Annotated in this window: 30 protein-coding genes and 1 pseudogene; 13 read left to right on the forward strand and 18 right to left on the reverse strand. The window is 67.7% G+C overall.

What is annotated here, in order from left to right:
- Positions 1-524: 524 nt before the first annotated feature.
- From ACZ3HV_RS43125 to ACZ3HV_RS43145, 5 genes are all read right to left on the reverse strand, one after another.
- Positions 525-1,475 (reverse strand): YihY/virulence factor BrkB family protein, encoded by a 951-nt coding sequence (locus ACZ3HV_RS43125; protein WP_465693602.1) that lies wholly within the window; start codon positions 1,473-1,475, stop codon positions 525-527.
- Positions 1,475-2,107 carry a DUF3618 domain-containing protein gene (locus ACZ3HV_RS43130; protein ID WP_465693603.1) on the reverse strand — a complete coding sequence of 211 codons (633 nt, stop codon included), beginning with the start codon at positions 2,105-2,107 and terminating at the stop codon, positions 1,475-1,477. Before ACZ3HV_RS43130 ends, ACZ3HV_RS43125 begins: the two co-directional genes overlap by 1 nt.
- A complete protein-coding gene (locus ACZ3HV_RS43135) occupies positions 2,083-2,508 on the reverse strand; it encodes a phage holin family protein (protein WP_465693604.1) in 426 nt (141 codons plus the stop codon). Before ACZ3HV_RS43135 ends, ACZ3HV_RS43130 begins: the two co-directional genes overlap by 25 nt.
- A 1-nt stretch (position 2,509) precedes the next feature.
- Positions 2,510-3,208, reverse strand: a complete 699-nt coding sequence (locus ACZ3HV_RS43140) for a hypothetical protein (RefSeq protein ID WP_465693606.1) — start codon at positions 3,206-3,208, stop codon at positions 2,510-2,512.
- A gap of 440 nt (positions 3,209-3,648) precedes the next feature.
- Positions 3,649-4,206, reverse strand: a complete 558-nt coding sequence (locus tag ACZ3HV_RS43145; protein WP_465693608.1) for a DUF6766 family protein — start codon at positions 4,204-4,206, stop codon at positions 3,649-3,651.
- 253 nt (positions 4,207-4,459) lie between these two features.
- On the opposite strand from ACZ3HV_RS43145, the gene ACZ3HV_RS43150 reads away from it, so the two are divergent.
- The 7 genes from ACZ3HV_RS43150 (at position 4,460) to ACZ3HV_RS43180 (ending at position 9,393) form a co-directional block, all read left to right on the forward strand.
- Positions 4,460-5,017, forward strand: coding sequence for a hemerythrin domain-containing protein (locus ACZ3HV_RS43150; protein WP_465693609.1), 558 nt, complete (start codon positions 4,460-4,462; stop codon positions 5,015-5,017).
- Positions 5,018-5,331: 314 nt separating this feature from the next.
- Positions 5,332-5,793, forward strand: coding sequence for a PRC-barrel domain-containing protein (locus ACZ3HV_RS43155; protein ID WP_465693610.1), 462 nt, complete (start codon positions 5,332-5,334; stop codon positions 5,791-5,793).
- Between the two features lie 578 nt (positions 5,794-6,371).
- On the forward strand, positions 6,372-7,016 hold the full coding sequence (locus ACZ3HV_RS43160; protein WP_465693612.1) for a TPR end-of-group domain-containing protein: 645 nt from the start codon (positions 6,372-6,374) through the stop codon (positions 7,014-7,016).
- Positions 7,017-7,103: 87 nt separating this feature from the next.
- Positions 7,104-8,003: a helix-turn-helix domain-containing protein gene (locus tag ACZ3HV_RS43165; RefSeq protein WP_465693613.1), complete on the forward strand. Its 900-nt coding sequence runs from the start codon at positions 7,104-7,106 to the stop codon at positions 8,001-8,003.
- A 9-nt stretch (positions 8,004-8,012) separates the two neighbouring features.
- On the forward strand, positions 8,013-8,315 hold the full coding sequence (locus ACZ3HV_RS43170) for a hypothetical protein (protein WP_465693614.1): 303 nt from the start codon (positions 8,013-8,015) through the stop codon (positions 8,313-8,315).
- Positions 8,316-8,365: 50 nt separating this feature from the next.
- A complete protein-coding gene (locus tag ACZ3HV_RS43175) occupies positions 8,366-8,758 on the forward strand; it encodes a VOC family protein (protein WP_465693615.1) in 393 nt (130 codons plus the stop codon).
- Positions 8,755-9,393 (forward strand): antibiotic biosynthesis monooxygenase, encoded by a 639-nt coding sequence (locus tag ACZ3HV_RS43180; protein WP_465693617.1) that lies wholly within the window; start codon positions 8,755-8,757, stop codon positions 9,391-9,393. The genes ACZ3HV_RS43175 and ACZ3HV_RS43180 overlap by 4 nt, the downstream gene beginning before the upstream one ends.
- 415 nt (positions 9,394-9,808) lie before the next feature.
- On the opposite strand, the gene ACZ3HV_RS43185 is transcribed toward ACZ3HV_RS43180, so the two are convergent.
- Positions 9,809-10,291, reverse strand: a complete 483-nt coding sequence (locus ACZ3HV_RS43185; RefSeq protein ID WP_465693618.1) for a hypothetical protein — start codon at positions 10,289-10,291, stop codon at positions 9,809-9,811.
- Positions 10,292-10,357: 66 nt separating this feature from the next.
- Here ACZ3HV_RS43185 and ACZ3HV_RS43190 point away from each other — a divergent pair, with 66 nt between their 5' ends.
- Entirely contained in the window at positions 10,358-10,993 is a 636-nt protein-coding gene (locus ACZ3HV_RS43190) for a response regulator (protein ID WP_465693620.1), read from the forward strand.
- 139 nt (positions 10,994-11,132) lie between these two features.
- On the opposite strand, the gene ACZ3HV_RS43195 is transcribed toward ACZ3HV_RS43190, so the two are convergent.
- The 7 genes and pseudogenes from ACZ3HV_RS43195 to ACZ3HV_RS43225 form a co-directional block, all read right to left on the reverse strand.
- The gene (locus tag ACZ3HV_RS43195; RefSeq protein WP_465693622.1) at positions 11,133-11,582 is read right to left on the reverse strand and encodes an MMPL family transporter; all 450 of its coding nucleotides are present in this window, start codon (positions 11,580-11,582) and stop codon (positions 11,133-11,135) included.
- 65 nt (positions 11,583-11,647) lie between these two features.
- Positions 11,648-11,803, reverse strand: a complete 156-nt coding sequence (locus tag ACZ3HV_RS43200) for a hypothetical protein (RefSeq protein ID WP_465693624.1) — start codon at positions 11,801-11,803, stop codon at positions 11,648-11,650.
- 409 nt (positions 11,804-12,212) lie between these two features.
- A complete protein-coding gene (locus tag ACZ3HV_RS43205) occupies positions 12,213-13,319 on the reverse strand; it encodes an MMPL family transporter (RefSeq protein WP_465693625.1) in 1,107 nt (368 codons plus the stop codon).
- Positions 13,320-13,465: 146 nt separating this feature from the next.
- Positions 13,466-14,449, reverse strand: a pseudogene (locus ACZ3HV_RS43210) (MMPL family transporter); the annotation flags it as partial.
- Between the two features lie 46 nt (positions 14,450-14,495).
- Positions 14,496-15,158 carry a response regulator transcription factor gene (locus ACZ3HV_RS43215; RefSeq protein WP_465693627.1) on the reverse strand — a complete coding sequence of 221 codons (663 nt, stop codon included), beginning with the start codon at positions 15,156-15,158 and terminating at the stop codon, positions 14,496-14,498.
- Entirely contained in the window at positions 15,155-16,261 is a 1,107-nt protein-coding gene (locus ACZ3HV_RS43220; protein ID WP_465693629.1) for a sensor histidine kinase, read from the reverse strand. Before ACZ3HV_RS43220 ends, ACZ3HV_RS43215 begins: the two co-directional genes overlap by 4 nt.
- A gap of 209 nt (positions 16,262-16,470) precedes the next feature.
- A complete protein-coding gene (locus tag ACZ3HV_RS43225) occupies positions 16,471-16,863 on the reverse strand; it encodes a glyoxalase superfamily protein (RefSeq protein ID WP_465693630.1) in 393 nt (130 codons plus the stop codon).
- Positions 16,864-17,131: 268 nt separating this feature from the next.
- On the opposite strand from ACZ3HV_RS43225, the gene ACZ3HV_RS43230 reads away from it, so the two are divergent.
- Complete coding sequence (locus tag ACZ3HV_RS43230; RefSeq protein WP_465693631.1) at positions 17,132-17,782, forward strand: hypothetical protein; 651 nt, start codon at positions 17,132-17,134, stop codon at positions 17,780-17,782.
- Between the two features lie 73 nt (positions 17,783-17,855).
- Here ACZ3HV_RS43230 and ACZ3HV_RS43235 read toward each other — a convergent pair whose 3' ends face one another.
- On the reverse strand, positions 17,856-19,142 hold the full coding sequence (locus ACZ3HV_RS43235; protein ID WP_465693632.1) for an MFS transporter: 1,287 nt from the start codon (positions 19,140-19,142) through the stop codon (positions 17,856-17,858).
- A gap of 72 nt (positions 19,143-19,214) precedes the next feature.
- On the opposite strand from ACZ3HV_RS43235, the gene ACZ3HV_RS43240 reads away from it, so the two are divergent.
- Both ACZ3HV_RS43240 and ACZ3HV_RS43245 read left to right on the forward strand, forming a co-directional pair.
- The gene (locus ACZ3HV_RS43240) at positions 19,215-20,057 is read left to right on the forward strand and encodes a LysR family transcriptional regulator (RefSeq protein ID WP_465693633.1); all 843 of its coding nucleotides are present in this window, start codon (positions 19,215-19,217) and stop codon (positions 20,055-20,057) included.
- Positions 20,058-20,231: 174 nt separating this feature from the next.
- Positions 20,232-22,364 (forward strand): Xaa-Pro dipeptidyl-peptidase, encoded by a 2,133-nt coding sequence (locus ACZ3HV_RS43245; protein ID WP_465693634.1) that lies wholly within the window; start codon positions 20,232-20,234, stop codon positions 22,362-22,364.
- A 39-nt stretch (positions 22,365-22,403) separates the two neighbouring features.
- Here ACZ3HV_RS43245 and ACZ3HV_RS43250 read toward each other — a convergent pair whose 3' ends face one another.
- On the reverse strand, positions 22,404-22,541 hold the full coding sequence (locus ACZ3HV_RS43250) for a hypothetical protein (protein ID WP_465693635.1): 138 nt from the start codon (positions 22,539-22,541) through the stop codon (positions 22,404-22,406).
- Here ACZ3HV_RS43250 and ACZ3HV_RS43255 point away from each other — a divergent pair.
- Positions 22,516-23,037 (forward strand): TetR family transcriptional regulator C-terminal domain-containing protein, encoded by a 522-nt coding sequence (locus ACZ3HV_RS43255; protein ID WP_465693637.1) that lies wholly within the window; start codon positions 22,516-22,518, stop codon positions 23,035-23,037. The genes ACZ3HV_RS43250 and ACZ3HV_RS43255 overlap by 26 nt on opposite strands.
- A 65-nt stretch (positions 23,038-23,102) precedes the next feature.
- Positions 23,103-23,357: an ester cyclase gene (locus ACZ3HV_RS43260; protein ID WP_465693638.1), complete on the forward strand. Its 255-nt coding sequence runs from the start codon at positions 23,103-23,105 to the stop codon at positions 23,355-23,357.
- Positions 23,358-23,646: 289 nt separating this feature from the next.
- On the opposite strand, the gene ACZ3HV_RS43265 is transcribed toward ACZ3HV_RS43260, so the two are convergent.
- Genes ACZ3HV_RS43265 through ACZ3HV_RS43275 form a run of 3 tightly spaced genes read right to left on the reverse strand, consistent with a single transcriptional unit; the run spans position 23,647 to position 25,999 of the window.
- Positions 23,647-24,342 carry a CE1759 family FMN reductase gene (locus tag ACZ3HV_RS43265; protein ID WP_465693640.1) on the reverse strand — a complete coding sequence of 232 codons (696 nt, stop codon included), beginning with the start codon at positions 24,340-24,342 and terminating at the stop codon, positions 23,647-23,649.
- Positions 24,339-24,812, reverse strand: a complete 474-nt coding sequence (locus tag ACZ3HV_RS43270; protein ID WP_465693641.1) for a MarR family winged helix-turn-helix transcriptional regulator — start codon at positions 24,810-24,812, stop codon at positions 24,339-24,341. The genes ACZ3HV_RS43265 and ACZ3HV_RS43270 overlap by 4 nt, the downstream gene beginning before the upstream one ends.
- The gene (locus tag ACZ3HV_RS43275) at positions 24,812-25,999 is read right to left on the reverse strand and encodes a CE1758 family FMN-dependent luciferase-like monooxygenase (RefSeq protein ID WP_465693642.1); all 1,188 of its coding nucleotides are present in this window, start codon (positions 25,997-25,999) and stop codon (positions 24,812-24,814) included. The genes ACZ3HV_RS43270 and ACZ3HV_RS43275 overlap by 1 nt, the downstream gene beginning before the upstream one ends.
- Positions 26,000-26,415: the final 416 nt, after the last annotated feature.

Genomic DNA, 26,415 nt, shown 5'->3' on the forward strand with positions numbered 1-26,415 from the left:
CACTTTGGGCCGGATCGATGCTTGCCGGCGAGTTACCCGTGCCAGAGCCTCTGTACCCAACGTCAAACGACCGGAGTCAAAGCCGTTGTCCGTCACGTGGCCGGAAGTGAGTGTCCTTGGGCGGTTCACGTTTGCCGAGGGGGTACCGATCGAGCGTGGATGAGCAACGCTTGCTCGAAACCGCACGTCGGCTCTCGAAGTCGCTGACTCCGGGTGATCTGGACCATACGCTGGGTCGGATCACTGCGGCTGCGGTCGAAGTACTGCCCGACGTCGACTATGCGAGTATCACCGTGAAGCGTGCCGACGGCCGGCTGGAAACGGCGGCACCGACTGACGACATGCTGTTGAGACTCGACGCAGCGCAGTACGAGGTGCAGGAAGGCCCCTGCTACGACGCCGCTACGGACGCCGTGCACGTCAGCTCGCCGAACTTGGCGGCAGATTCACGATTCCTCCGCTATGCAGCGGTCGCAGTGGGTGCCGGGAGGATCTCAACGCGACCTTCGACAACGACAATTGACCTACTGCCGCGGGATGGAGTCGGCCTTGACGGCGTTTCGCTGACCGAGGGGACGTGGCTCACCTTTCGTGGTGTCTCGAGCCGTCTGCTGCTCGGTTTCGGCGTTGATCTTGGCTCCGAGCAGTACGGCGTACGCGGTCAGCCACAGCCACAACATCAGGACCACCACCGCGGCCAGGCTGCCGTAGGTCTTGGCGTAGTTGCCGAACGTCTCGACATAGATCGAGAACCCGACCGACGCGATCAGCCAGATGACGGTCGCGACGACAGCACCCGCGGACACCCAGCGGATGCGCGGCGCGTCGCGATCCGGCCCGAGCCGGTAGGTGACGGCGAGCGCCACTGTGATCAGTACGACGGCGAGCACCAGCCGTACCGCCTCGAGCAGGATCCGGACCGGCGTGGCCACATCGTTCCCGATCGCCGCGCCGGCCGTGAACAGGGCGATCGCGAGGAGGACGAAGACGATCGCGCCCAGCGTCATGCCCAGTGCCAGGAGCTTGCGGCGGACGAAGCCGCGCGTCTCGTCCTCGTCGTACGCGAGGTTGACCGCGGTCAGGAGGTACCCCGCACCCCCTGACGCGCTCCACAACGCGGCCGCTACCGCGATCGCGACGCCGATGCCCAGCCCCTGCCGTGGCGCCGAGGTGAGAGCGTCGAGCTGCTGGAGCAGCAGATCACGCCCTGACGCCGGCATGGCCGCGGTCAGGTCCTTGACCTGGTTGCGGATCCGGGCCGGATCCGCAACCAGTCCGTAGGTGAGCACCCCGGCGACGACGGCGGGAAACAGCGAGAGGAAGCCGAAGAACGCGACACCGGCCGCCAGCAGCGGCACCTGGTCGGCCTTGGCCTCAGCCCAGGCTCGCCGGATCACCTGCCACCAGCCGGTCGCCGGAATCTCGGTCGGCTTCTCGGCAACCAGTCCCGGAACGTCCCGCCGTCCGTCGCTCATCAGCTCGAGGAACCGGCCTGCCGGACGTTGTCCGCCGAGTCCTTGGCATCGTCTGCGACCTGGTGAGCCGCCGAGCGGCCCTCGTCGGCCACCTCGGTTGCTGCCTGGGACGCGGACTGCTTCACGTTCTCGACAGCCTGCTGCGCCGGCTCCTGGAGGTTGTCCCTCATCTCGTGGGCCACCTGGGCGGCCTGCTCCTTCACCGGACCCGCGGCCTCCATTGCCTTGTCCTTGGTGTCCTGCGCCAGGTCGCGTTCCCGTGTCGACGCCGGGAGCGCAGCGGCCGCGACCCATCCCGCCGCGAAGGCGATCAGCCCGGCGGCCAGCGGCGTACCGCGCGTCCGCGCCCGAGCCATGTCCGGCCCTGAACTGACAGCGTCACCAACCTTGCTGCCCGCGTCCTGCACGGTCGACACCGCCGAACCGGCGGTGTCGCTCATGGATCCGCCCACGGACTCCGCCGAGCCCATCACGTGCTCCTTCAGCCGGCGGACTCCACTACGGGCTCGGTCGACCCGGCGGCCGACGACGCGACCCGGGCTGACCTTCTCCGTCAAGGCGTCCACGTCGCGGCCGACGTTGCGCCGCGTCTGCTCGATGTCGCGCTTCAGCTCTTCCGGGCTTTCAGCCATTTCGCGTCCTCCTTCAGTGATTCGACCGTCTGGTCGGGTTTCGGATTGACTTCCTGGAGCTCCTTGCGTCCCGTCGTCGCCAGTACGGCGGCCACGACCGCCCAGATGGCGGCAACGATGAGCGCTGCCCAGATGAGATCCATGACCTCATCGAGAGCCCACATCACCGTCAAGGAGACGAACAGCGCGACCATCCAGCCGGCGAACGCCGCACCGCCGAGCATGCCCGCGCCCTTGCCGGCCTTCTTCGCCTCCGCCTGGAGCTCGGCCTTGGCCAGCGCGAGTTCCTGGCGCGTGAGTTGTCCCAGGTCGGTGGTCAGCTGGGAGACCAGCTGACCCACCGACTCGTCCATCGACAACCGGTGCGAACCGCTCCCGGGCGGTGATCCGTTGACAGTCATGTCACAGCCCCGGTCCGGGCGTGAACCTCGGCGTCACCGGCGAACCGGGATCCGGATCGGGCGAGGTCGGGGTGACAGGCGGCGCACTCATCGGCGCCGCCGGCGGCGGGACGAGATAGTCGTCGACATCTGCGCCACCGACCGACTGACCGTTTCGGCTCGGCGATCCGTTGCTACCTCGCAGACTGGAGCTGGTCGACGTACTCGTGCCACCTGCAGCCAAAGCACGCGTGAGGCGCCCGGCCACCACGCCGGCGGCCGCGGCCACCAGCAGGAACGTGCCCGGCTTACGCCGCGCGAACCCTCGGACCTCGTCCAGCAGATCGCCCGGCTCGCGCTGCTGCAGGAAGTCCGCAGCCTGATCCGCGAAACCCGCACCGTGCCGTGCCAGCTGAGCCCCCAGCCCGGACTGACCGTGCTCGGCCATCCCGCGCAGCTCATCGCTCACCGAACGAAGACCATTCGCGGCCCGGTCCTTCTGCTGACTCGCCTGCCCGACCAGTTCGTCCCGCGTCTGATCGGCCAGCCGCCGGGTCTGCTCCCGGACATCGGACGTCACGTCCGATGCCTTGTCCTTGACGGTCCCCGCAACGTGACCAGCGGCCTCCGTCGACGTCTCCTTCAGCTGCCCGGCCTCGTCACGGGCTGTCTCGGCGACCCCTTCGGTGGCGTCCATCCGATGATTCGTGGTGTGCGTCATGTGACGGCTCCTTCCAGGAGCATTGCTTGACGTCGCGAGGCCCGCGCCTGACCCGCCGTCCGAGAGGACGGCAAGAGGATTTGGAGGGGAGTGGCCTACTCAGGCCGAAAGGCGCAGCATCTCTGCCTCGCAACAAGGACTTACCGAAATGGCACTCTTCCGTACCACCACTGAAACTAGCCGCCCGGTACCCGCCACCAAACACCCAAACCAAGCAACTCGACCGGCTACCTCGGCGGCCGCCTCGTGCCGGAAATGCTCGGGCCTGGTACGACGAGGTCGACGTCGTCGAAGCGGATGCCGGGGACCCACGGCAACTGCGGGCGGCGATTCACGGCGTTGACATCGCCTATTACCTGATTCAGTCACTCGCCGGTACGCCCGAATCCCCCAATCGTCAGAGGCTTCGGTGGGTGCGGCCGCTGTCTGGGACCGTCGAGTCAATCGCCGGTCTGGTCGTTCGGGGCGTGCACAGGCTTCGATTGCGATGAGGAACGCGGGCGTAGGTAGACCGAGCCGCCGATGATCGCCGCGCCCGCGAGGAACTCGCTCTGCCAGTTCTGGAACGACTCGAACCAGAACTGCGACGTACGCACGTACTGCCACGCGGTGACGGCCTGGCAGCCGTGCAGCTCCTGATCCTGGCTGTACGCACCGGCGCCGGTTACGCCATGCAGCCAGAAAGACAGGAAGAAGACGATCCCGAAGGCGATTGCCAGCGAGTTCTCGTACAACTTCAGCACCAGTTCTGATCCATGCCGCACCGGCCACGGAGCCCTGGCATCGTTGCGATGGTTCCGCGGATCCTCGTCCTGCTCGGCCGGCTCCCCGATCGGCCGGGACTCCGCCGACCCCCTCTGCACCAGGAACGTCGTGAGCAGCACATACATCCCCATCTGCAAGAACTCCGACTCCCAGTTCTCGAAGACCGTCTCACCGAACGACGACGACCCGGCATACGCGGCCAGCGACTCAGTCGGCTGACCGTGATCGGACAAGTCCTCGTTCTCGTGCGCGTGCCCGGTCAGCCCCCACCATGAACAACGCGAACAACCCCAGATTCACCAGCAACAAGGCCCGCAGCCGAACCCAACGCATCAGCACCATCCCGCCACGCCTATGGCCGCCAGGTACCCACCAGTCCTCCCCTCACTCGCCCGAACGACCCCACGCACTCCCGTGATGGGAGTGACAGACGGGATTGCACCGGGGTACCGGGCCCGGCACCAGACCAGGCGAGAGGAACTTGAAATGCCCGTTGATGTTGTCGATCTGATCATGCAGGACCATCGCGAGGTCGAGCGGTTGTTCGAGGAGCTCAAGGAGAACCCGGAGAAGCGCCCGAACCTGCTTCCGGTGCTCACCACCTTGCTGACCGCTCACAGCAGAGCCGAAGAGGCAGAGGTCTACCCGGTGGCCGCGGCAGAGGCCGGCGAGAAAGAAGAGGTGTCGCACAGCCAGCAGGAGCACATCGAGGCCGACCAGCTGCTCGCGAAGCTCGCCAAGACCGATCCGACGTCGGCCGAATTCGACAGGGCCCTGCAGAACCTCGTCGACGCCGTGTCCCACCATGTCGAGGAGGAGGAGACCAAGGTTCTGCCCGGGATGCGCTCGAATCTGTCGGACGAGCGCCGTACCCAGCTGGGCGAGGCCTTCATTGCCAGTCGCAAACATCACCTCGGTGAACAACCTGGCGACATCACCCGCGACCAGCTCGCGCAGCAAGCGAGCAACGCCGACATCTCAGGGACGTCCGGCTTGAGCAAGGACAAACTGCAGAAGAAGCTGCAGAGCGAGGCCGACAGCTGATGGATGTTGCACCAGGCGGAAGCGACCGGAGGCGGTCTGGTTCCGCCGCATGATCCCAGGTCCCCGGTGTTGAGACGACAGCACCAGGGACCGACCCCTACTCAACGCGTCAATCCTTGAAGGCATCCTTCACCTTTTCGCCGGCCTGCTTGAGGTTCGCCTTGGTGTGGTCATTGGTCTGTCCTCCTCTGGTTCCGATGGACAGGACCCAGGGTGCCCCGCGCCACACCAGCCCATGCACGCCGTTCGCGACTTGGAGTCGAGCCTGCGGTGTCTTGCTTGATCCGCCGAATGGTGGGTACCGAGCTTGCACCATGCTCGAGACACCGGGTGCCGGTCTCGGGCTGGCGCGCGTGTGTCACGGGTTCACTGCTGGGCTGACTGCCCACCTGTACGAAAGGCACACCGCCATGTCGATGAGTGCATTCGACCCCTGGAACTACCGAAAGACAGCCGGCTACACCGAGGGCACCGACTTGACCGGGTACAAGATCGCCGCCGTTGACGGCGATATCGGCAAGGTCGACAAGGCCACCGGCGAGACCGGCACCTCTAGCTTGGTGGTCGACACCGGACCGTGGATCTTCGGGCGCAAGGTGCTGCTGCCTGTCGGCGTGGTCGAGAGGGTCGACCACGACGACGAGAAGGTCTACGTCGACCGGACGAAGGATCAGATCAAGGACGCCCCCGAGTATGACCCCGACGCCGGGGTCGATGACGACTACCGGACCCGGCTCGGCGGCTACTACGACAACACCTACCGCTCCGGCATGTAGCCACACCTGGCCCGAGCGTTCGGCGGCCGGCAGATATGGTCCGCACCACCACTGGCCCGCGGCCGCCGAACGCACGGACCGCCCACGGGCACCCCACAGCAGTTGCCCGGAGCAACGATCATGGACAGCGAGCTTCCGTTCCGCGAGCGGGCACGTTCTCACGCAACAGCAACCTTGCTGCTGCTTCGCACACCGCTGCGATGCCGTGGCCGGCCGGCATCGTGAAGTCCGGTCGTACCAGCGCGGCTGCAGTCTTGGCGTCTGCGAGCCACCTGTACGGGCAGCGCCGGGGTGTCACCTCAAGCACCTCGGTCCCGCTGCGCGGGGCGTGAGCGGTACGCCGGTCACGAACACGACCCCGCTACGGGCCAGGTCGTCAGCCACCGGCATTCGACATCGCAGGGCTCGCGCTCAGTCACACGGTGCGCCCGGCCGCCGCAACAGCAGCGGGAGATGCCGCGAGATCAGGCCGACACAGGTCGTGGCGAGCTTCGGTGATCAACCGGACGTAGAACGTCCGGAACCGCTCCTAGGATGAGGGCGAACTTCCGGTGCTGACGAGAAGGACGGAGGGACCCGTGGCCGGTTACATGGTTGCGCATCTGGACGCTATCGAGGAATTCGACGACGCAGGCTGTCACTATCGGCCGATCCGGCACCACCTGGGCATCACGGCGTTCGGTGTGACTGCTTGGACGGCCCACTCCGCGGGCGACGTCGTCATCAACGAGCACGACGAGGACGATCCCACCGCCGACCAGGAACTCTTTCTCGTCCTGCGCGGCCACGCAGTGTTCGAGATTGACGGTGACCAGGTCGACGCCCCGGCCGGAACTCTCGTCTCCGCCCCTCCTCGCACCAAGCGAACCGCCTCCGCCAAGCAGGCAGGGACGACTGTCATCGCACTGGAAGGCACGCCAGGGCGGCCGTACGACGCGCGAGGATGGGAACTGTGGGCGCCACTCGCCCCGCTCTATCAAGCCGGCAGGTACGCCGAGGTTGCCGACCGCCTCGGCGATCTTGTGGCAGCCAGTACGCAGTACCCCATGTTGTTCTTCAACCTCGCCTGCTGCGAGAGCCGCTCCGGCCGGACCAGTGACGCACTCAATCACCTCAAGCACGCCATCAATATGTCAGCGGAGTTCCGCGCATCCGCACAGACCGACTCCGACCTGGACCCGATCCGCAACGAACCCGCCTTCAAGCAACTGATCAAGGGCTAGATGCTGGGTAGCGGGTATGACGATACTGGCCGATATCCATCCGCTAGGTCGCCGTCCCGGGGGCGGGGCCGCCGGTACGATTGGGCTATGGTCGACCGCACGGGAGGTCGGCGTCGGCCGCCCACCGGTGGCGCCACCTACGATGTCCGAGCTCACCAGGATGGCAACGTGCTCGTGGAGTGGTACCGCTACCCTCCCGGCCCTGCGGGTGTGACTCCCAGCCACTCCCACGCGGAGTACCAGCTTTGCCTCGCCTCCGGGTCGGCGAGCAGGTATAGGTATCGGGGCGGATGGATTGTCGTGCCGCCTGGCAGCCTCAGTGTCTTGATGCCGGACGAGGTGCATGCGACCGAGGAACCCGATGACCGTCGGATGACGACGAGGTACGAGGTGCTGTACGTCGGTCCGGACCGACTCCGAGACGTAGCGGCGGCGATCGGTGCTGACCGGCGGGGAGGGCTGCCGTTCTTCGCCGAAGCGGTACTTCGCGATCCCGAGCTCGCCGTGCGGTACCAGCGACTGCACGCCGGGTTCGCTGGTGGGTCGCAACTCGGCCGGGACGTCGATCTGCTGGCGATGCTGGTGGCGCTGGTGGGCCGTCACGCCGACGTACGAACAGATCGCGAGTCGCAGCCGGGGCCGCGCCGGGCCGCGCTGCTCGCGCGTGCCTACCTGGACGACAACTACGCCGAGGACGTGACGCTGGACGGATTGGCTGAGCTGGTGGGCTTGAGCCCGTTCCATCTGGCGCGGCTGTTCCACACGGAGGTGGGCATGCCTCCGCACGCATACCAACTCCAGCTGCGCATCGCACGCGCCAAGCGACTGCTCCTGCAAGGCCTGCCCGTGAGCCGCGTCGCCGGCGAGACCGGTTTTTTCGACCTGAGCCACTTCAGCCGGCATTTCAAGCGGCATGTCGGCGTCTCCCCGGGCGGCTACGCGTCGATCGCAAGAACGTACATTACGAGGACGCTTGATCCCGTATAGCGTCTCCGCGTGACAGGCACCGTTGATCTACTGACAAGCCGCCGGATCCTGCCGCTGGCCTCCAATCCGGCCATCTCCGGCCAGACCGGATGGCCGATCGGGTTTTGGTGGGCCGAGCTCAGCCACCCGTACTGGGAGTTCACCGAACACGGGTACATCGAGGACCAGGCACGGGCCATCGCGGAGAGCAACTTCATCGTGCATGGCCGTTTCCGGCCGCACGCGGTGCGGGACGGTCTGCTGATTACCGGACAGCAGCAGTACTCCGGAGCCGCCGCCGCACGGCTGGTCATCGAGGCTCTGGGCCAATGACCCGGTCCTCACCGCAGTCCACCGGTCGAAGACCGGCGAAAGGAGATCTCATGCTCGCGAAATGCCCGATCGACGTGATGCTGACCGCCACTGATCTCGCGGTCGCGAAGGGGTTCTACGGCGACATGATCGGGCTCGAGGTCTTGATCGAGACCGAAGAGTTCGTCACGTTCGGCTGCGGCGGGGACAGCCGACTGGTGCTGACCCGGAGCACCGTGCGGACCGACGAGCAGCAGACGAAGGCGAGCTGGCGGGTCGCCGACGTCGCCGCCGAGATCACCGAGTTACGCGCTCGCAGCGTCGAGGTCGCCGAGTACGACGTACCCGGTCTCCGGACGGTGGACGGCGTCGCCGATGTCGGCTTCGCGCTGGCGGCGTGGTTCGTCGACCCGGCCGGAAACACCATCGGGCTGCTCCAGTTCAAGGACCAGGGATTGGCGTGAGCCACCAGGACGCCAAAGGCCACGACGGGCCAGATCGAGACGGACCGGATTCCGCCGGACGAGACGGCGGCCTCGGCATCCCGGACGGCACCCGCGGTCCGGTCACGACCGTGGTGACCCGCCGGGTGAAGCCCGGCCACGAGCAGTTCTACGAACTGTTCCTCGAGGGCATCATCGCGACGGCAACCCGGTTCCCGGGCCACCTGGGCGTCGAGGTGTTCCGCCCCGAAAGCGCGTCCGCGGGGGAATACCGCGTCGTCTACCGCTTCGACACCGCCGAGCACCTGCACGCCTGGCTCGACTCCGCCGAGCACGCCGCCTGGCTGGAGCGCGCCGAGCCGCACGTGACCGGCCCGATTCGCCGCCAGTACCTGACCGGACTCGAGACCTGGTTCACCGATCCGTCCCGGCCCGGCACCCCACCACCCCCGCCCTACAAGATGGCCCTCGTCACCTGGATCACCATCTTTCCCTTGATCACGCTCGTGGTCGTCATCCTCAACCCGCTGCTCAACGGGCTCCCCCTCGTTCTCAGGCTGGCGATCACCACCGCCGTCACCGTCCCGCTCATGACCTGGGTCGTCATGCCCCGCGTGACCCGACTGCTCCGCGGCTGGCTGTACCCCCACACCTGACAGCCAGGCGGTTGCCAACTCGGCCGATCATCCACCCCAATCGCACGTCACTAGGGGGCGGCCGTCATGTTCAGCCGGGCCGAACCGTCCTAACCTGAGCCAATGGGAGGGACGGCTCACGGACGTGGGTTGATCAAGGGGGACACCGACCACCGCGCCGTACGTGTACCACCGAACACCGCGCGGCCGCCTACCGCGGTCCTGAAGGCGAACTGAGCACCACCGCGTGCGTGCGGAGCCGAACTCCGCACGCACGCGGCCGCTGGCCGAGGTCAGCGTGCGCCGAGTTCTGGCTACTGTCTTGGTCGCCGTACGGCACCGGCGCGGCAACTGGTGGTTCCCTTGCCGAACACCTCGACACCATCTGGCGAGAACACCTGGTACGCCGACCAGCTCGACAACCTCACGGGAGCAGTCAGCCGCGCCGGGTCAGCTCCATGACCCAGTTCGTGCTCCAGGCGATGCCGTCGCGGGAGAACGCCTGCTGGAACCGCGCCGACTCACCGGTGATCCGGTCCCAGGTATGCCGCACGTGCAGCGGCTTACCGTCCGGGGTCTCGATGACCTGGAAGAACTCTCCGGCGCCACCGCTGAAACGGCCGCGGTACGGCTCCCAGTCCGGCGCGCTGCCGCCGGCGTGGATCGCGTTCGACCATTCGTGCGTGCCCGGGTCGTACGCGTGGACATCGACCAGGGTGACTATTCGCCCGCCGGGGAAGACGCCCTCGTACTGGTCGACGACCACCTGGCCGTCGAGGTAACGGGTGCCGGTGTTGACGGCGGGGAACTCCTCCCAGTCCGCCTTCTCGGTCAACTCGAGATCCGCGATCAGGGACCGCACGGCCTTGCGGCGGTTGCGGACGTCGTACACCCCGACCAGGAAGTCGAACTCACCCATCCGGGCATCCCACCACGCACCGAGCCGCCCGGGCAAGAATCGGCCAGCGCGCGCCAATGCTTGCCCGTGTACGCCGACGCGCACGGTCCGGTGCTCGTCACCGATGACCACCCGATCGTGCTCGACGGGGTGACGCTCGCCCTCCAGAACACACCGTGGCTTCAGGTGGCCCGCTACGCGCGCAGCGGGCGTGAGGCGATCGCTGCTGTCGAGCGGCTCAAACCGGACGTGGTCCTCCTCGACCTGCGGTTGCCCGACATGCTCGGCCCCGAAGTCGTGCAAGCGCTGCGCGCCCGGGACACCGCGGTGAAGATCATCCTGTTCACCGCCTATCCCGATCACGCGGCCCTGGACGCGGCGCTCGCGGCCGGCGCGCACGGCGCCGTTGTCAAGGACACCGAACGCGACGACCTGGTCGACGCCATCAGGCGCGTCATGGCCGGCGAACGGGTCCTGAGCATCAACGCCGCCGGCAGCAGCGGTGCGGCTCTGAGCCGCAAGCTCCGCGAGCACGGTCTGACCCGGCGTGAGTACGACATCCTGCGGCGTGTCGCGATGGGCGAGACGAACCCCGAGATCGCGGCCGCACTGGGGCTCACCCGCAACACGGTCAAGATCTATCTTCAACGCACGCTGGAGAAGCTCGGGGCGCGCAACCGCGTCGAGGCTCTCTCACGAGCCAGCCAGCTCGGCATCCTTTGAATCCGGTTTGGTTTCGGCTTGGACGCACTTGTAGGTCGTGATCCAGCTCGAGAGGAGCCCAAGGATCACGGCGTCCTGCTGCCCCGGCAAGAGGGGTGACTGGGCGGAGCCGCCCCGATGCGGGCGACTCCGCGCGTGCTCAGACGCTTACTGTCTCGTGTTCCCTATCCGCGGCGGTTTTCGGCTGCGGGATACGCAGCACCCGGGCGACCCAGCCGGGCAGATACCAGTTCCAGGGGCCGAACAGCGAGACCAGCGAGGGCACCAGCAATGCCCGGATGATCGTCGCGTCAAGCAGGATGCCGAGTCCGAGTCCGGTCGCCATCACCTTCAGGTCGGTGCCGGGCCCGGACGCCAGCGCCGCGAACGCCAGGAACAGGATCAACGCGGCGCTGGTCACGAGTCGTCCGGTCCGTGCCAGGCCCTCGATCACCGCGTGGTCCGTGCCGCCCCGGCGTCGTACACCTCCCGTGTCCGGGCCAGGATGAATACCTCGTAGCCATGGACAGCCCGTACAGGAACGCGCGCGGAGGAAGTCAATCTGCGCGGCGCCGATCCCGGTCACGCCGAGCACGCCCGGCAGTTGCACAGCACGCTCCTGCACTCACCGTACGACGTCGACACTGCGGGAGTTCACAGTTTCGCGGTCGGGTATCAGCACGACGACGCTGCGGCCGTCGCGGTTGCTCGACCCGTCCCGCGAGACCACTGCTCGCTCGACCCGTCGACCTGTGCGAGCGCGTCGGCCACCGGCCGGGCCTGGGCGGTCGGCACCAGCACCTCGATCGGAGTCAGGCTGCCAGTCGTCACCCCACCGCGCTCGAGCGTCTGCAACGTCTCGTACGCCGGACCGCTCTGCCAATGACGCTACGAGTCCGCCATCGCCCACGCTTCTCGATTCCTGACCAGCCTCGCGCGAGCTCGGCGGAACCGTCGTCAACCTGACCGGCGGAGTCATCGTCGACCAGCAGGACCTAGGAGCAGACACCACATGCGCAAGATCATCAGCAGCGTGGCAGCCGCCGGCGCGCTCGGGTGCGGCCGGCGTCCCGATCACCAGCCCAAGCCGGCGCCGTACGCAGATTCGACCCGGCCCAGCGGCCCGAGTGGGCGCAGTGGACCTGCAGCTGACCGGCAGACGCGCGCTCATCACCGGGTCATCCAGTACTGTCCACTTCGACTCATCGATGGGGTGCTGCCGCGAGACGCTGAGCATCCGTCACAGGCTTCCGCCGGGCATCGGCCCAATGTGAGCGTTCGGTGGCGGCTTGGAGCCCTCGACGCGCACGTCGGGGAGCCAGGTGAGCCAGGAGGGCAGGTACCAGTTGCGCTCGCCGAGCAGCTTCATCGTTGCCGGGACGAGCACGGAGCGGACGATCGTCGCGTCGATCAGCAGCGCGACAGCGATGCCGAAGCCCATCTGCTGGAACGCGATGGTGTCGCCCATCGCGAAGCCCCAGAAGACGGCGATGATGATGAGTGCGGCGCCGGTGATCAGGCGAGCCGTCGAGCCGATGCCGAACGAGATGGCGGCGTCCGTGTCGCCGGTCGCCGTGTAGCGCTCACGGATGCGGCTGAGCAGGAAGACTTGATAGTCCATCGAGAGTCCGAAGAGGACAGCGAACAAGAAGAGCGGAACCCAGGCGTCGATCGTCTCGGCCTCGCTCAGCCCGAGGAGCTCGTTGCCGACGCCTTCTTGGAAGACGAGCACGAGCAACCCGTAGGCCGCTCCGACCGAGAGCAGGTTCATGGCGATCGCGGTCGCTGGAACGACGATCGAGCGGAACGCGAGCGTGAGCAGGAGGAAGCTGAGTCCGAGCACGAAGAGGAGCACGAGTGGAAGCCAGAAGTTGACGGTGTCCTGGTAATCGAGTTCCTCCGCGGTGTCGCCGCCGACGTACACCGCGGCATCGACACCTGCGAACGCAACGGGGACGACCTCGTCGCGTAGTCCGCGGACGGCCTCGATCGCACCCTCGCTGTCTGGATTGGCCGCGATCGGAACCGTGACGCGGGCGACCGTGCCCGCGTCGTTTGCCTCGACGACCGGTTCCCCGAAGATCGGGCGGCGGGCGAGTTCCCGCCTGAGGCGAGCCACAGCGCCCACGATGGCGGACCCGCGGACGTCTCCGGCGACCGCGATATCGACCGGCTCGGTCGACTCCTTCGGAAACTCCTCGCGGAGGAGGAGATAGCCCTGCTTCGACTCGAAGGTGTCGGGAAGCGTCGCAGCCCCCGACGTACCTGTGTTGAGCGCCAGCACCGGGGCCGCCAGCGCGAGCAGCAGGCCGGCGCCGAGCACGAGGCTGGCGGCCGGGTGGCGCATGACCCGGTGGACGATCGCGCCCCAGAAGCGCCCCTCCCGGCCCGCTGCTCAGTTGCGCGGCCGAAGAAGGGGATGCGCAGCGCATTCACCCGGTCGCCGAGCAGTGCGAGAACCGCGGGGAGCAGCGTCAGCGCGGCGATCACCGAGACGATCCCGACCAGGATCGCGCCAGCTGCGAGGCTGCGGAAGATCGTGCTCGGAACCAGCAGGAGCCCGAGCATCGCGAGCACGAACGCGATCCCGCTGAAGAGGACGGCACGGCCGGCGGTGGCACCTGCAGTGGCGATGGCCTCATGCTTCGTCCGCTCCCGCAGCCGCTCCTCCCGATAGCGGGAGAGGGTGAAGAGCGAGTAGTCGATTCCGAGGGCGAGGCCCATGCCGATCAGCATGTTCTGGGTGAAAACGGAGACGTCGTACGCCTGTGCCAGGAGCGCCACGAGCGCGAGGGCGACCACGATCGAGGTGAGCGCGATCAGGACCGGAACGAGGCCCGCGACGACCGCGCCGAAGACGAGCAGCAGGACGACGAGCGCGAGCGGAGCGCCGAAGAAGAGTTCGCCTTTCTTCAGATCCTCCAGCGAAGCAGTGTCCTCATCGGCGTCCGCCGTCCTGCTGCCGGTCACCGCCGCGCGGTAGCCAGGCTCGTCATCGAGGCGCTGAACCGCATCGACCACATCGTCGACGTCGTCCTCCCCGTCGCGGCCAAGTGCGACCTGGAGCACCGTCGAGTCACCGTCCTGCGAGACGAGCCGCGGGTCCTCGCCGTAGGTGACGACGCGGTTCGCCCCGGCCGCGCGCAGCTCAGCTGCGAGTGCGACGACTCGCGCGCGCGGAGCAGCCGCTTCGACCTTGCCGTCCTCGGCCCTCACCACGACGACCTCGCTGATCGCCTCTCCGCTCGCCACCTCGCGGGGAAAGCCCGCGGCGAGGACCCGGTCGGCCTCCTTGGACTCGGTCGTCTTCGTGATCTCTGTCTCGCCCTCGAACGCGAGGAGCGTCGCCACCACCCCGAAGGCGCTGACAATGACGACGAGCCACAGCCCGACCACGAGCCACGGCCGGCGGCTGCAGGCCCACGCGAGGTTCTCGGTCATATCGCCGACGCTAAGCACGCCCGTCCGGTGCCGCATCGCCCCACGGGCTCGAACTGCGTTCCGACCATGGGTGGAGGCCGTCCTACGGCGTCCGGCCCGGAGTGACAACACCGTGGTCGTACGCGAACACGATCGCGGCAGGCCGGTCGCGTACACCAAGCTTGGCGAAGATGCCGCCGACCCGCGTCTTCACCGTCGCCTCGCCGATGTGCAGGTCCGCGGCGATTTCGGCATTGGTGGCACCGCGCGCCATCAATCGCAGGACGTCGTGTTCGCGGTTGGTGAGCAGGTCGATCCGCGCCGCGTCCCGTGCCGCCGGTGCAACGACACGCCGGTACCGGTCGAGCAGCCGCGGCGCGACCGCCGCGTCGAACCAGGCCCCGCCGCCGGCGACCGCACGAACCGCCGCGATCAGATCCTCGGCGGACGAGGACTTGAGCACGAACCCAGCCGCACCGGCCTCGATCGCCCCCCAGAGCACTTCGTCCTCACCGAAGGTCGTGAGCACGAGGACGACGAGGGGGTTCTCGGCGGCACGTAATCGCTTCGTCGCGGCGATTCCGTCCAGGTCCGGCATCCGGATGTCCATCAGGACGACGTCCGGGCGCACGCCGGGCAACTCCGCCACCGCCTGCCTGCCGTCGGCGCACTCGGCTACGACCTCGAACCCGTCCGCAGGCGAGAGGATCCGCGCCAAGCCACCGCGCACGATCGCCTGATCGTCGACGAGAGCAACACGGATCATGACCTTCGCGGATCTCCCTCTGGTAGCTCGTTGTCCACCTTCAGCGGCAGCCGGCAGCTCAGCTGCCAACCGTGCGGCGTCGGCCCGGCCACGAGGTCGCCGCCGAGCGCACTCGCCCGTTCCCTCATACCGATCACGCCGTACCGGGGCCGCTCGGGATCAGTCGCCCCGGCGGTGGCGACTGGTCCCGAGGTCTCGGCCACGAGACGTACGTCGCCGTCCGACAGCTCGAGCCCGAGAACGGTTTGGGCGCGCGGCGCGTGCCGAGCGGCGTTCGCCAGCGCCTCCTGGGCGATCCGGTAGAGCGCGACGCCTGTCCCCGGCGAAATCCGAGCGAGGTCTCCTCGCATTCGCAGCTCGACGGCCAGGCCCCCGGCCCGGGCCTGGTCGACGAGTGCAGGGATCTCTGCGGTCGACGGCGGCGGTGCCACTGCTGCCTCGTCGTCGTGACGGAGCAACGTGACCGTACGCCGCAGCTCCTCCATGCTGCGGCGGCCCACCTCCTCGGCCGATCGCAGCGCTTCCTCAGCAGACGCCAAGTCGCGGCGCAGCACGTGCCGGGCACTCGTGACCTGGAGCATCACGGCAGCCAACCCGTGCCCGACGAAGTCGTGGACGTCACGAGCGACCTGACGCCGCTCGGCCAGCAGCTCCTGCTCGGCCAGCTGCCGCCGGAGGCCCTCGAGCTCGACCACGAGTCGCTCCTGGCGCGCGACCGCGCGACCGACGACCCAGATGAAGACGATGGCCACGATCCAGATACCGACCGCGACCTCCATCGGATCCTGGACCAGGGCCACCAGCACCGGCGTGGCCGCCGCGAGCACACCGAGCGACGCGGCCGCTCCGAGCGGCCGAGACCAACGCGCGGCCGCGAAAGCGAGCAGAACGGCATTGAACATCACCGGCTCGAGCTGTCCGGAGCGCTGTGCCACCACCACCGGGACGACTACGCCGACGGATACGGCGGCGAGCGGCACCTTGGGGGCGAAAGCCCACAGGCCGAAAGCGGCGACCGGCACCGCGGCCAGCACGATGTCGGCGGCCGACGACGGCTGCGTGATCGCCGCGACGAGGCCAAACGCCAGAGAGAAGAACGGCACAACGCGGCGAAGCCCGTCAGCTTCGAACCAAGCCCGAGCGGAACCCGCTACCACAAGCAGACTGTACTGCGCGACTCTCGACATCGACATCATCCGCGGGGCGGAGCCCGCCGCCCCAATCATGGTGGATCGGCGGGCGGTGTGAGCTCAGGACCTTGGCCGGGGACTGCGTAGGGAGATTCGTCGAACCGTCGTGTCCATAACGCCGTTCACGCTGACCGCGATCCCCACTGTCCGAGCGCGAACCGCGTCCCCTCCCAGTCCTCGAACATCGACCACACGCCGAAGTGCATTTCCGCGGGCGGCGCGGGGAACCGCACGCCACGGCCAGTCAGTTCGGCGTAGGTCTGCTCGATGTCCTCGCACGTCAAGAACACATTCGAGTGCGGCAGCGCGTCCGGCACCTGACGCCTCGGCTCGTCGCTGGGACGGCGGCTCAGCACGAGCACTACCGAGCGATCCGGCGCCTCGACCTCAATCCAGCGCTCGTCACCGTAGACCTCGTCCATGACAACGTGGAACCCGATTGCTCCGGTCCAGAACTGCTTTGCACGCTCCTGATCGTCGACCGGGACGACGACCTTGGCGACTCCAGTGATCATCGAGAACCCCTTTCAGCAGTCATTACCTCGGGCCTCGCCATAGCGCAGACGCTGCCACCGCCGGAGCGGTTCCGCATCAGCCCACGGGCCCGAGCTACGCTCCGACTCCAGGTGGAGCGGCGCCGCCGCCCTTGCTCCACGGCCTGCCAGGCTCAGGCGCGAACGTACGGCGGGTGTGGATCCTGATCTCTCCGGCAACGCAGAGGCCCGCCCGGTGAGTGACCGGCGAACGAACGGTGAGCGGCTGGCGTCGGCGAGGATGGGTGCCATGAAACATCCGTACGAGTCGCTGCCCCAGAACCCGCAGGCAGCCGTCACGATCATGACTACCGAGCACTTCAACTTACAGACGGCCCGGTCGGCCACCATCTCGGAGTCCAACGGGCGGACCAGCATCTTCCTCGGGGCCGTGTCCGCCGGCCTGGTCGCGCTCGCGTTCGCCGGGCAGACGTCGCGCAGCACGCTGCTGACGTTCGGCCTGGTGCTGTTCCCGGTGCTGTCCTTCCTCGGCCTGGTCACGTTCGAGCGTGTGCTGCAGTCCTCGATCGAGGACACGCTCTACCTGCAGCGCATCAACCGGATCCGGCGCTTCTACCACGAAGCGGCCCCGGGCCTCAGTGGCTACCTCGGCGTGGCCGCCCCCACCGACGACATCGCCGCTGTGTTGGCGCTCGACGGCTACCTACGGTCGCGTTGGCAGGTCGCGCTGAGCGCCGTCGGCATGATCGGCGTGATCAACAGCGTCCTGCTCGGGGCCGTCGGCGGCTTCGCGGTCGCCGCGATCGCGAGCGGGCCCCTGTGGCCGTCGATCCTGGTGGCCGCCGTCGTGTTCGCGATCGCGATGGTGCTCCACCAGCGCTACCAACTGCAAGCCCGGTCCCGCAAGCCGTTCCCGTTCGCCGATGCGCCGCAGTCCTGACCGCTCGTCTGACCCGGGTTGAGTCGCGGCCGTTTCCCGAACCACTTCGCTCAGGCGTCGGCCGCGCTGGCGACTACTTGCTACCGCCTAATCCCGTTTCCGCGCTCGTACATTGTTCGTCACCGCAGCGGCGCCGGTGCCCGGGCGGATCACGGTCCGATGCCTCGGCGAGGCTGAGATCGCTGACCGGGGACCGCGTTCGCGCGAGCGAGCGGGAGGACAGCAGGAATCCAGTCAGCGCGGCGGCAAGACCGGCCAGCCCGGCCGCCGCGAAGCCCGCTGCCGGCACGGAGACGTCGATCGAAATCCCGACGATGGGTGCGCCGAGCGCGAAACCCGCGCTCAGCGCCGACGATTGCAGGCCTGTCGCCTCACCGCGCACGCTGGCGGGCGCGAGCCGACTCACCGCGTCGGCGACCGTGGAAAGAGTCGGCGCGGTGAGCAGCCCGGCACCGACACCGGCCACGCAGAGCCAGTGCCAATCGGGGGCCAGCCCGGCGGGAATGGTCGCCAGCCCGAGCAAACCGAGCAGCAGCCACGTGGGCAGCGGCCGAGAAAGCACGCCGTATACCAGCCCGCCGACGATGGAAGCCACGCCATACACCGCCACAACCACGGCGGCCCAGGACACCTGGCCGGCTTCCTGGAGCGTGGCGACGATGGCCAGGTCGGTGCCGCCGAGCAGCATCGTGGTGCCGAACGCCATCACCAGCACAGCGATCATGCCCGGACCCAACCACTCCCGGCGACGAGGGCGGCCGACCGTGTCGGCATCCACCTCGTCGTCGGAACGCAGCGGCGGGTTGAGCAGGGCGAGCCCGACTCCACCCGCCACGATCGCCGCGCCGACACCCCACGCCACCACACCAGGGGACACCTTCGCCGCGCTGACGATCACGATCGGCGGGCCTAGCACGTACGACAGTTCGCCCTGCACCGATTCCAGCGCGAACGCGGGCCGGCGCTGTGCCGCCGTCGTCATCGCGGCGATCGCCTGCCTGGTCACCGGCTGGGCCGGCACCATCAGCAGACCCGCCACGAACGCGGCGCCCAGCAGGATCCCGTACGGCAGGATCGGCACGCTCAGCCAGAACACGACCTGCACTACGACCGTGACCAGCACTACGATCCGTGCGCCCCGCCAGTCGATGATGCGGCCGATCAGCGGCCCGCCCAGCGCCAACCCCAAGGTCGTCGCCGCCGCGACGCCACCCGCGGCCGCATAGCTCCTATTGAGGCCCAGCACGACATACAGCGTCAGCGCCATCACGTCAGCCGTGATCGCCACCCGGGCGAGCAGCGAAATGCCCAGTAGCGGTGCCATCCCTGGCACCGCGAGCACCTGTCGGTATCCGGTCACCTAGTGACGCTAGATCAGCCATCACGCCCATAGGAAGTGGCCAATTTGTTGGGGATGACATAACAATTGCTTATGGCCAGAGATCTTCAGACCTCGTTGCTGCGGTCGTTCGTCACCGCCGTACGGCTCGGCAGCATCAGCCGCGCCGCGGCCGCGCTGGGACTTACCCAGCCCGGGCTCAGTCAGCAGTTACGCAAACTCGAGAGCGCCACCGGCCGTCCGCTGCTTTACCGATCGCCGTCCGGCGTCTTGCTGACCCGGGCGGGCGAGGAGCTCCTGCCGTACGCCGAACGCATTCTTTCGCTCTCCGCGCAGGCACTCACCGAAACCGGGCGCGCGCTGACCGGCCGCTGCAGCGTCGGGTTGCTCGAAGACATCACTGTGTCCCAGCTGCCGCAGGCCCTCGCCGACCTCGCCCGAGTGCACCCCGGCGCAACGCTGGAGGTGCTCAACTTGTCCACCGCCGCGATGCGGGAGGCCTACGACGCGGGCCGGGTCCAACTCGTGCTCGACCAGGTCCCAGACGTACCTGCGCCGCCGCGCTGGACGGCACGCCGCCCGCTGGTCTGGGCAATCGGCCAGGGTGTGGACGTGGCTACCGATCCGCTGCCGGTGGTGTTGTTCTCGGATCCCTGCTTCTTTCGCACGTCAGTGCTGGAAACGCTGGCACGTGCCGATCGGCGCTGGCGGCTGGCGTTCGAAAGTAACAGCCTTGTCGGTGTGCTCGCCGCAGTACGGGCCGGGCTCGGCGTCGCGGCAGTCATGCCCGCGAACCTCGAACCGGCCATGGCCTGCCACGACGCGAACGCCCTGCCGACCCTGCCGGACGTTGAGCTCGGTCTCGCACGGCACCCGCGGACCGAAGGTGATCCGCTGATCGACGCCGTTGAGACCGTGCTACGACGTATGAGTTGAGGTTCTCGGCTTGCCGCACGGCGGCCCTGGCGACGGCGAGTCAGCGCCGGCGGGGCTCCCGGCAGGGCCTGGTGACAGCGCGCAGCCATCCACGGCCAGACTGTTGCGGTTCCGACTCTGGCGCCGCATGATGCTGAGGTTCGACGTGCTGGGGAACGCAGAGGGGTAGCAGCGATGAGAGCTCGACTTCTTCTGGCGGCCGTGGCGGCGACCGCCCTAGTGGCAGCAGTAGCGGCGAGCCCTGCGTCGGCGCAGGGGACGCGCAATCTCAGGACCGAGGCCCCGACGCCTGCGGTCCCGACGTTCGTCGATGGCCTTGCGCAGGCCGTCTTCTCGACCAACCCCGCCGACTGGTACAGCGGTGAGGTCTGGGTCCAGGCGTCGTTCGACAGTGACCATGACGGCAAGCTGGACCGGATCCACACCGACTTCACCGCGCCGCAGGAGGTACTCACCGACGGACTGAAGGTGCCGGTCGTCTTCGAAGACAGCCCGTACTACGCGGGAACGGCGTCGGAGTACAGCAACTGGGCCGTCGACCACGAGCTCGGCGCACCTCCGGCGACGCGGCCGGCAACACCGCTCTGGCCGGCCTTCAACACCAGCCCCACGATCAGTACAAGATACGAGTCGACCTGGGTGCCGCGCGGCTTCGCCGTCGTCCACGCCGAGTCACCGGGTACCGGCCACTCCGACGGTTGCCCGACCTCGGGTGGTACGAACGAGACACTGGCCGCCAAGGCTGTGATCGACTGGCTCAACGGCCGGGTGGCCGCGTATACGACGCGCACCGGCAACAATCCTGCGGCCGCGTCCTGGACGACCGGCAAGGTCGGCATGATCGGCACTTCCTACAACGGGACGATCCCGGAGGCCGTGGCGACGACCGGTGTCGAGGGGCTCGAGGCCATCGTGCCGATCTCTGCCATCTCCGACTGGTACGACTACTACCGCGCCAACGGCATGGTGCGGGCCCCACACTCCTCATCCAACCCGACGGGCAACAACAACGCGTTCCAGGGTGAGGATCTCGACGTACTGGCGGACGTCGTGTACTCACGTCTCGACGAGGCCGGGCCGCGCACGATCTGTCAGCCCGAGATCGACTACCTCAAGGCGCACATCGATCGAGCCACCGGCAACCGCAGTGGGTTCTGGCAGGAGCGCAACTACATGAAGGACGTCGACAACGTCCACGCCGCGACCCTGCTTGCCCATGGCAACAACGACTTCAATGTCATGACGAAGAACGCGGCGCAGTTCTACACCGCACTCAAGAAGCGCGACGTGCCGCACATGTTCTACTTCCACCAGGGCGGTCATGGCGGAATGCCGCCCGATGTGCTGATCAACTACTGGTTCACTCGCTACCTCTACGGCGTACCGAACGGCGTCGAGTCGCTGCCGCGCTCCTGGGTTGTCCGCGAGGCCGCGTCCTGCCCACCTCGCCAGACGACGGTTGCCGGCGATCAGTCGAACACCGCGACGCTGACGGTCGCGGACACCGGCCCCTTCCAGATCGGCTTCGTGCTCACGGTCCCGCAAACGAACGCCGACGGCACGATCACGAACACGACGCGCCTGATCACGGACATCCCGGACGCAACGCACCTGGTACTGGCGTCAGCGGTGGCCACCGGGACCGGCCAGAAGGTCGCTGACGGCACAGTCGTCAGCCTCGTCTGTGGGAATGCGAACCCGACCCCGTACGCGGAATGGCCAGATCCCGCCTCGAGCGAGGTCGCACTGCACCTCACACCAGGGGCTCCATTGCGCGGCGGACTGACAATCGCACCATCGGTTCCGGGGAGCCCGACGGAGACGCTGACCGATGACGCGTCGATCGCCGCGCTCACCTCAGCGAACACGGCCTCCTCGAACGTGCGACTGATCTACCAGACGCCGCCACTCACGCAGCCCGTCCGCATCAGCGGAACGCCGACAGTCTCGCTGCAGTTGGCGTTCAGCGAGCCGAGAGCGAATCTGACCGCGGCGCTGGTGAGCTATTCACCAGCAGGCAACGGCACGATCCTCACGCGGGGCTGGACCGACCCGGCCAACCGCAATTCCGATTGGGCCGACATACCGACCAAGCCGGGCCGGATGTACGGGATCGACTTCGACCTGCAGCCGAAGGACGTTGTCGTACCGGCCGGGAATCGCCTCGCGTTGATGGTCATCTCCAGCGACCGCGACTTCACGATCCGGCCGCGGCCTGGCACGAAGCTGACCCTCGACCTGGCCCACAGCTCACTCACGGTCCCGGTGGTCGGCGGCTCGACCACACTGGCAGCGGCCATCGGCTAAGAACGCCCTCGCTGCTCTTGTACTGTCACGGCCGCTTGTTCAGGTTTCGGGGCTCTCGGCCGGCCAGCAACCAGTGGCCGCCGCGGCGACCAGCGGCACGCCGACAACGGTGACCGCGAGTTCGACGACCGGCTCCCGCGTGAGCAGACCGATGTCCTCGGCCAGGATCGCGGCCACCAACAGGTACGCGACGCCGACGCCGAGGATCGCGCCGAGCAGGGCGAGCCCGAAGGCGGTGCTGGCGGCCAGGGTGCGGCGGATCCCGCGGTTGCGGTTGTGTGAGGCGTGGATCTCCTATCTCGAAGCGCAGCAGGTGGCGGCGGGTGGCTGTCTGTTGATCGCTGCTGCCGCGGACTTCGAGGGGCGTCCGGGCGTGCGTACGGCGGTACTGTCCGCGTCGAGTGGTTGGCATGCCCTGCAAACGGCGGAGATCCAGGCTGCCATCGAGACCGGGGAACTGCCGGTAGACACCGACGTGACTCAGCTCGTCTTCGAACTCGACGGCGTGGCCCTCAGCACCAACCAGGCAATCCAGTTGCACCGCGACCGGGCAGCCGGCGAGCGCGCCCGCCGCGCCATCCACAAGATCATCCCTGACTCCGAAGAGACAGGCGTCAGGTCACCCCGGACGCCTAACCGTCGTCGTAGCCGAGCGCAGGTGCGCGGGGTGTAGGCACTGGAATCAGCTGTAGACGCGCGACGCTCTGGTGCCGTTGGGATTTGCCGACCCTTCTCACCGTGCCGCCTTCGGTCGGTGGGTGGAGTGATATCGGTCGACGGGGTGAAGGTCGTTGCCTTCGGCAACGCCGAAGGAATGACCGGCTCATCCAGGCCATCCCCGACCTCACGCTCGAGGTCAAGGACATCTTCGGCCAGGGTGACAAGGTGGTCGTTCGCCTGGTGGTCAGCGGCACGCCGACCGGACCCATCATCGGCATCCCCGCGACCGGTCTTCACGTCGAGTGGGACGCAATCGACGTCTACCGCCTCTAGGACCGCAAGATCGCCGAAGAGTGGCCGCCGACGACTTCACCGCCCTCTCCGCGACACCGGGACCTACAAGACGCCCTGGATCTCCTGACCCTCCGTGAGCAAGAAATCCGGATGCCACCTGGGCATCAGGAAGAGAAGGAGATGAATCACAAGTCTGAGAGCCCGATCGAAGTCGTTGGGCGGGCTACTCTCGCCCGCCTTCAGCGCGATCGGCTGGCCCACCCGGTCTTCGCCGGTAGCCGGCCTGACGTCTCGTCGATGCCGCGCACCGATCGTGGGCGGTGCCAAATCAGTCTGGTCTGCCGCCGGCGGCGAGGCGCATGAGGTCGCTGTCGAAGTCGACGTCCGCGACGGATCGCTCCGAGCGGGTCGCGTTGCCGGCGAACTGGTGCTGGTAGCCGTCCCAGTTCTCGTCGGCGATCCGCCGCGTCGCGCCGCTGCGCAGCAGCATCGTCAGTTCGTTCGCGGCGCGGCCGATCCGCCGGCCGAGCTCCGCCGATCCCCAGTCCTCGGGTGCCGCGTACAGCGACGTCGGCAGCGGGATGGCGCGGAGGAACGCGAACAGCGGCCGCAATTGGTCGTCGACCACCATGGCGTGCCGGCCTGTGCCGCCGGTAGCGGCCAGGATGACCGGCTTGGCCACCAGCAGGTCGTTGTCGATCAGGTCGACGAACGACTTGAACAGACCACTGATCGCCGCCTTGTAGACCGGCGTACTGGCGATGATCGCGTCGGCCGCGGCGAGCCGCTCGATGGCCGCCTGGACCTTCTCGTCCGGGAGGCCGGATACGATCGACCGCGCGATCTCCACCGCGATCGGGGCGAGATCGATCACGCTGACCGTGACCTGGGTTCCCGCCGCACGGAGGGTGTCGATGGTCTTCTGGGCGATCCGATCCGCGAGCAGCCGGGTCGAGGACGGGTCGCTGACGCCGGCACTGATCACGGCAACGGTCACGGCGTCCGCAGTACCGGAGGCGTTCATGAGGAGCTCTTTTCGGTGGTGTGCTGGGTTGCGGCCTCGGCGCTCACGGTCAGGGCGAGGCCGAGGTCGCGGAGGGTCTCGAGTTGGGTGCGGTCGAGCGCACGGGTCATCGCGGTCGCCACGTGCCAGGCGTGGGCCCGGCCTACCTGGCGCTGTACGTCGACGCCCTCGGCGCTGAGGCGGATCCGGGAGGCCCGCCCGTCGTGCGGGTCCCCGCCGCGTTCGACGAGGCCCCGCCGCTCGAGCCGGGCGACCAGCCGCGAGACGCCGGCCTGGGTTAGCAGCGCGTCGTCACACAGGTCGATGATCCGCAGTCCGTCCGGTGCCTGCGAGAGCGCGTACAGAACGCCGTACTCGCGGGGCAGCAGGTCACCCCACTCACCGTCGTACTCGAACTCACGGGCCAGCGTGGCCTGGGCGCGGAACATCGCCTCCCAGGCCTCGTTCGCCAGTTTGGTGGTGCTCACCATCAGAACGCCGCCGGGAAGTTCGCCTCGACGTCCGGGTCGCTGTCCTGGTACGGCGAGGTGCCAGACAGGTTGTCACCGCGGTTCGGGTTCGGCCGGGGCTGCCGCGGCTCGGCATCGCCGTACTTCGCCGCCACGAGCGACGCATGGGTCGGCGCATCGGGGACGTTCGGCGCCCGCCGCGACTCCATCTCGTTGCGCAGCACGGGAACGACCTCGGTGCCGAGCAGCTCGACCTGTTCGAGGGCGAGCTCGACGGGCAGCGAGATCCCGTCCACCGCGAACAGCTGCCGCTGGTAGTCGCCGAACCCTTCCTGGAAGGTGAGCACCTTGTCGATCACCTGCTGCGGGCTGCCGACGGTGATCGGGGTGGCGGCGATGTGGTCCTCGAGCCGCGAGCCCCGGAACATCGGGTAGTTCTCGTAGTACGGCCGGAACGTGTTCACCGCATCCTGCGAGCGCTTGGCGATGAACGACAGCCCGCCGAGGCCGACGATCGCCTGGTCGGCGGTTCCGTGGCCGTAGTGCTCGAACCGCTGCCGGTACAGGTCCACGAGCGGCTTGAAGTGGAAGTTCGGCGCGAGGATGTGGTTGGCGAAGTAGCCGTTGCCGTAGTACGCCGCCTGCTCGGCGATCTCCGGCGTACGGATCGAACCGTGCCACACGAACGGCGGTACGTCGTCCAGCGGACGCGGGGTTGAGGTGAAGCCCTGCAACGGAGTGCGGAAACGCCCCTCCCAGTCGACCACGTCCTCGCGCCACAGGCGATGCAGCAGGTTGTAGTTCTCCAGCGCCAAAGCGACGCCCTGCCTGATGTCCTTGCCGAACCACGGGTACACCGGCACTGTGTTGCCGCGACCGACCATCAGGTCCATCCGGCCCTTGGCCACATGCTGGAGCATCGCGTAGTCCTCGGCGATCTTCACCGGGTCGTTCGTCGTGATCAACGTCACCGACGTAGTCAGCAGGATCCGCTGGGTCTGCGCGGCGATGTACCCGAGCAGCGTGGTCGGGGACGAGGGCACGAACGGCGGGTTGTGGTGCTCGCCGAGCGCGAACACGTCGAGCCCGACCTCGTCGGCTCTCCGGGCCACCCGGATGATGTTGTCGATCCGCTCCGCCTCGCTATAGGTGTATCCGTTCGTCGGGTTCGGCGCGATGTCGCCGACCGAGAACACTCCGAACTGCATCTCGTCCTCCTACCAGGCGCGTCCGCCAAGTGCATGACTGCGCATGCAGTTCAACAACATGACTGCGCATGTATTCCCGCCGCTGAGCTCCGGGCATTGGTGGCGGTCTGCCGAGTTGTCCGGATCGGCGTCAGCAGCAGACCCATCGGCTCATTGCCACCACATCGGCAGCCGTGGCCGCAGGCGGTCTCCCTTTACGCACCCCAATCAACAGGTAACGTCGCGCAACCACACGCTGCGATGCGTAGGCCGACTTAACAAACCTGCAGGTCACAATCCCTTTCGCGAGCCCATGCCACTCAACGGTTCAGTCTCGGCTGCAAATCAGCGGCTTCGAGGTTCGAGTTGGCACCCTGCCCCGTCTCAGACATCGAGGTTGAGGCGTGTGGTTCGGGTGCGTGTCTCCCCCTTGGACA

The sequence above is a fragment of the Kribbella sp. NPDC020701 genome, from assembly GCF_055562215.1.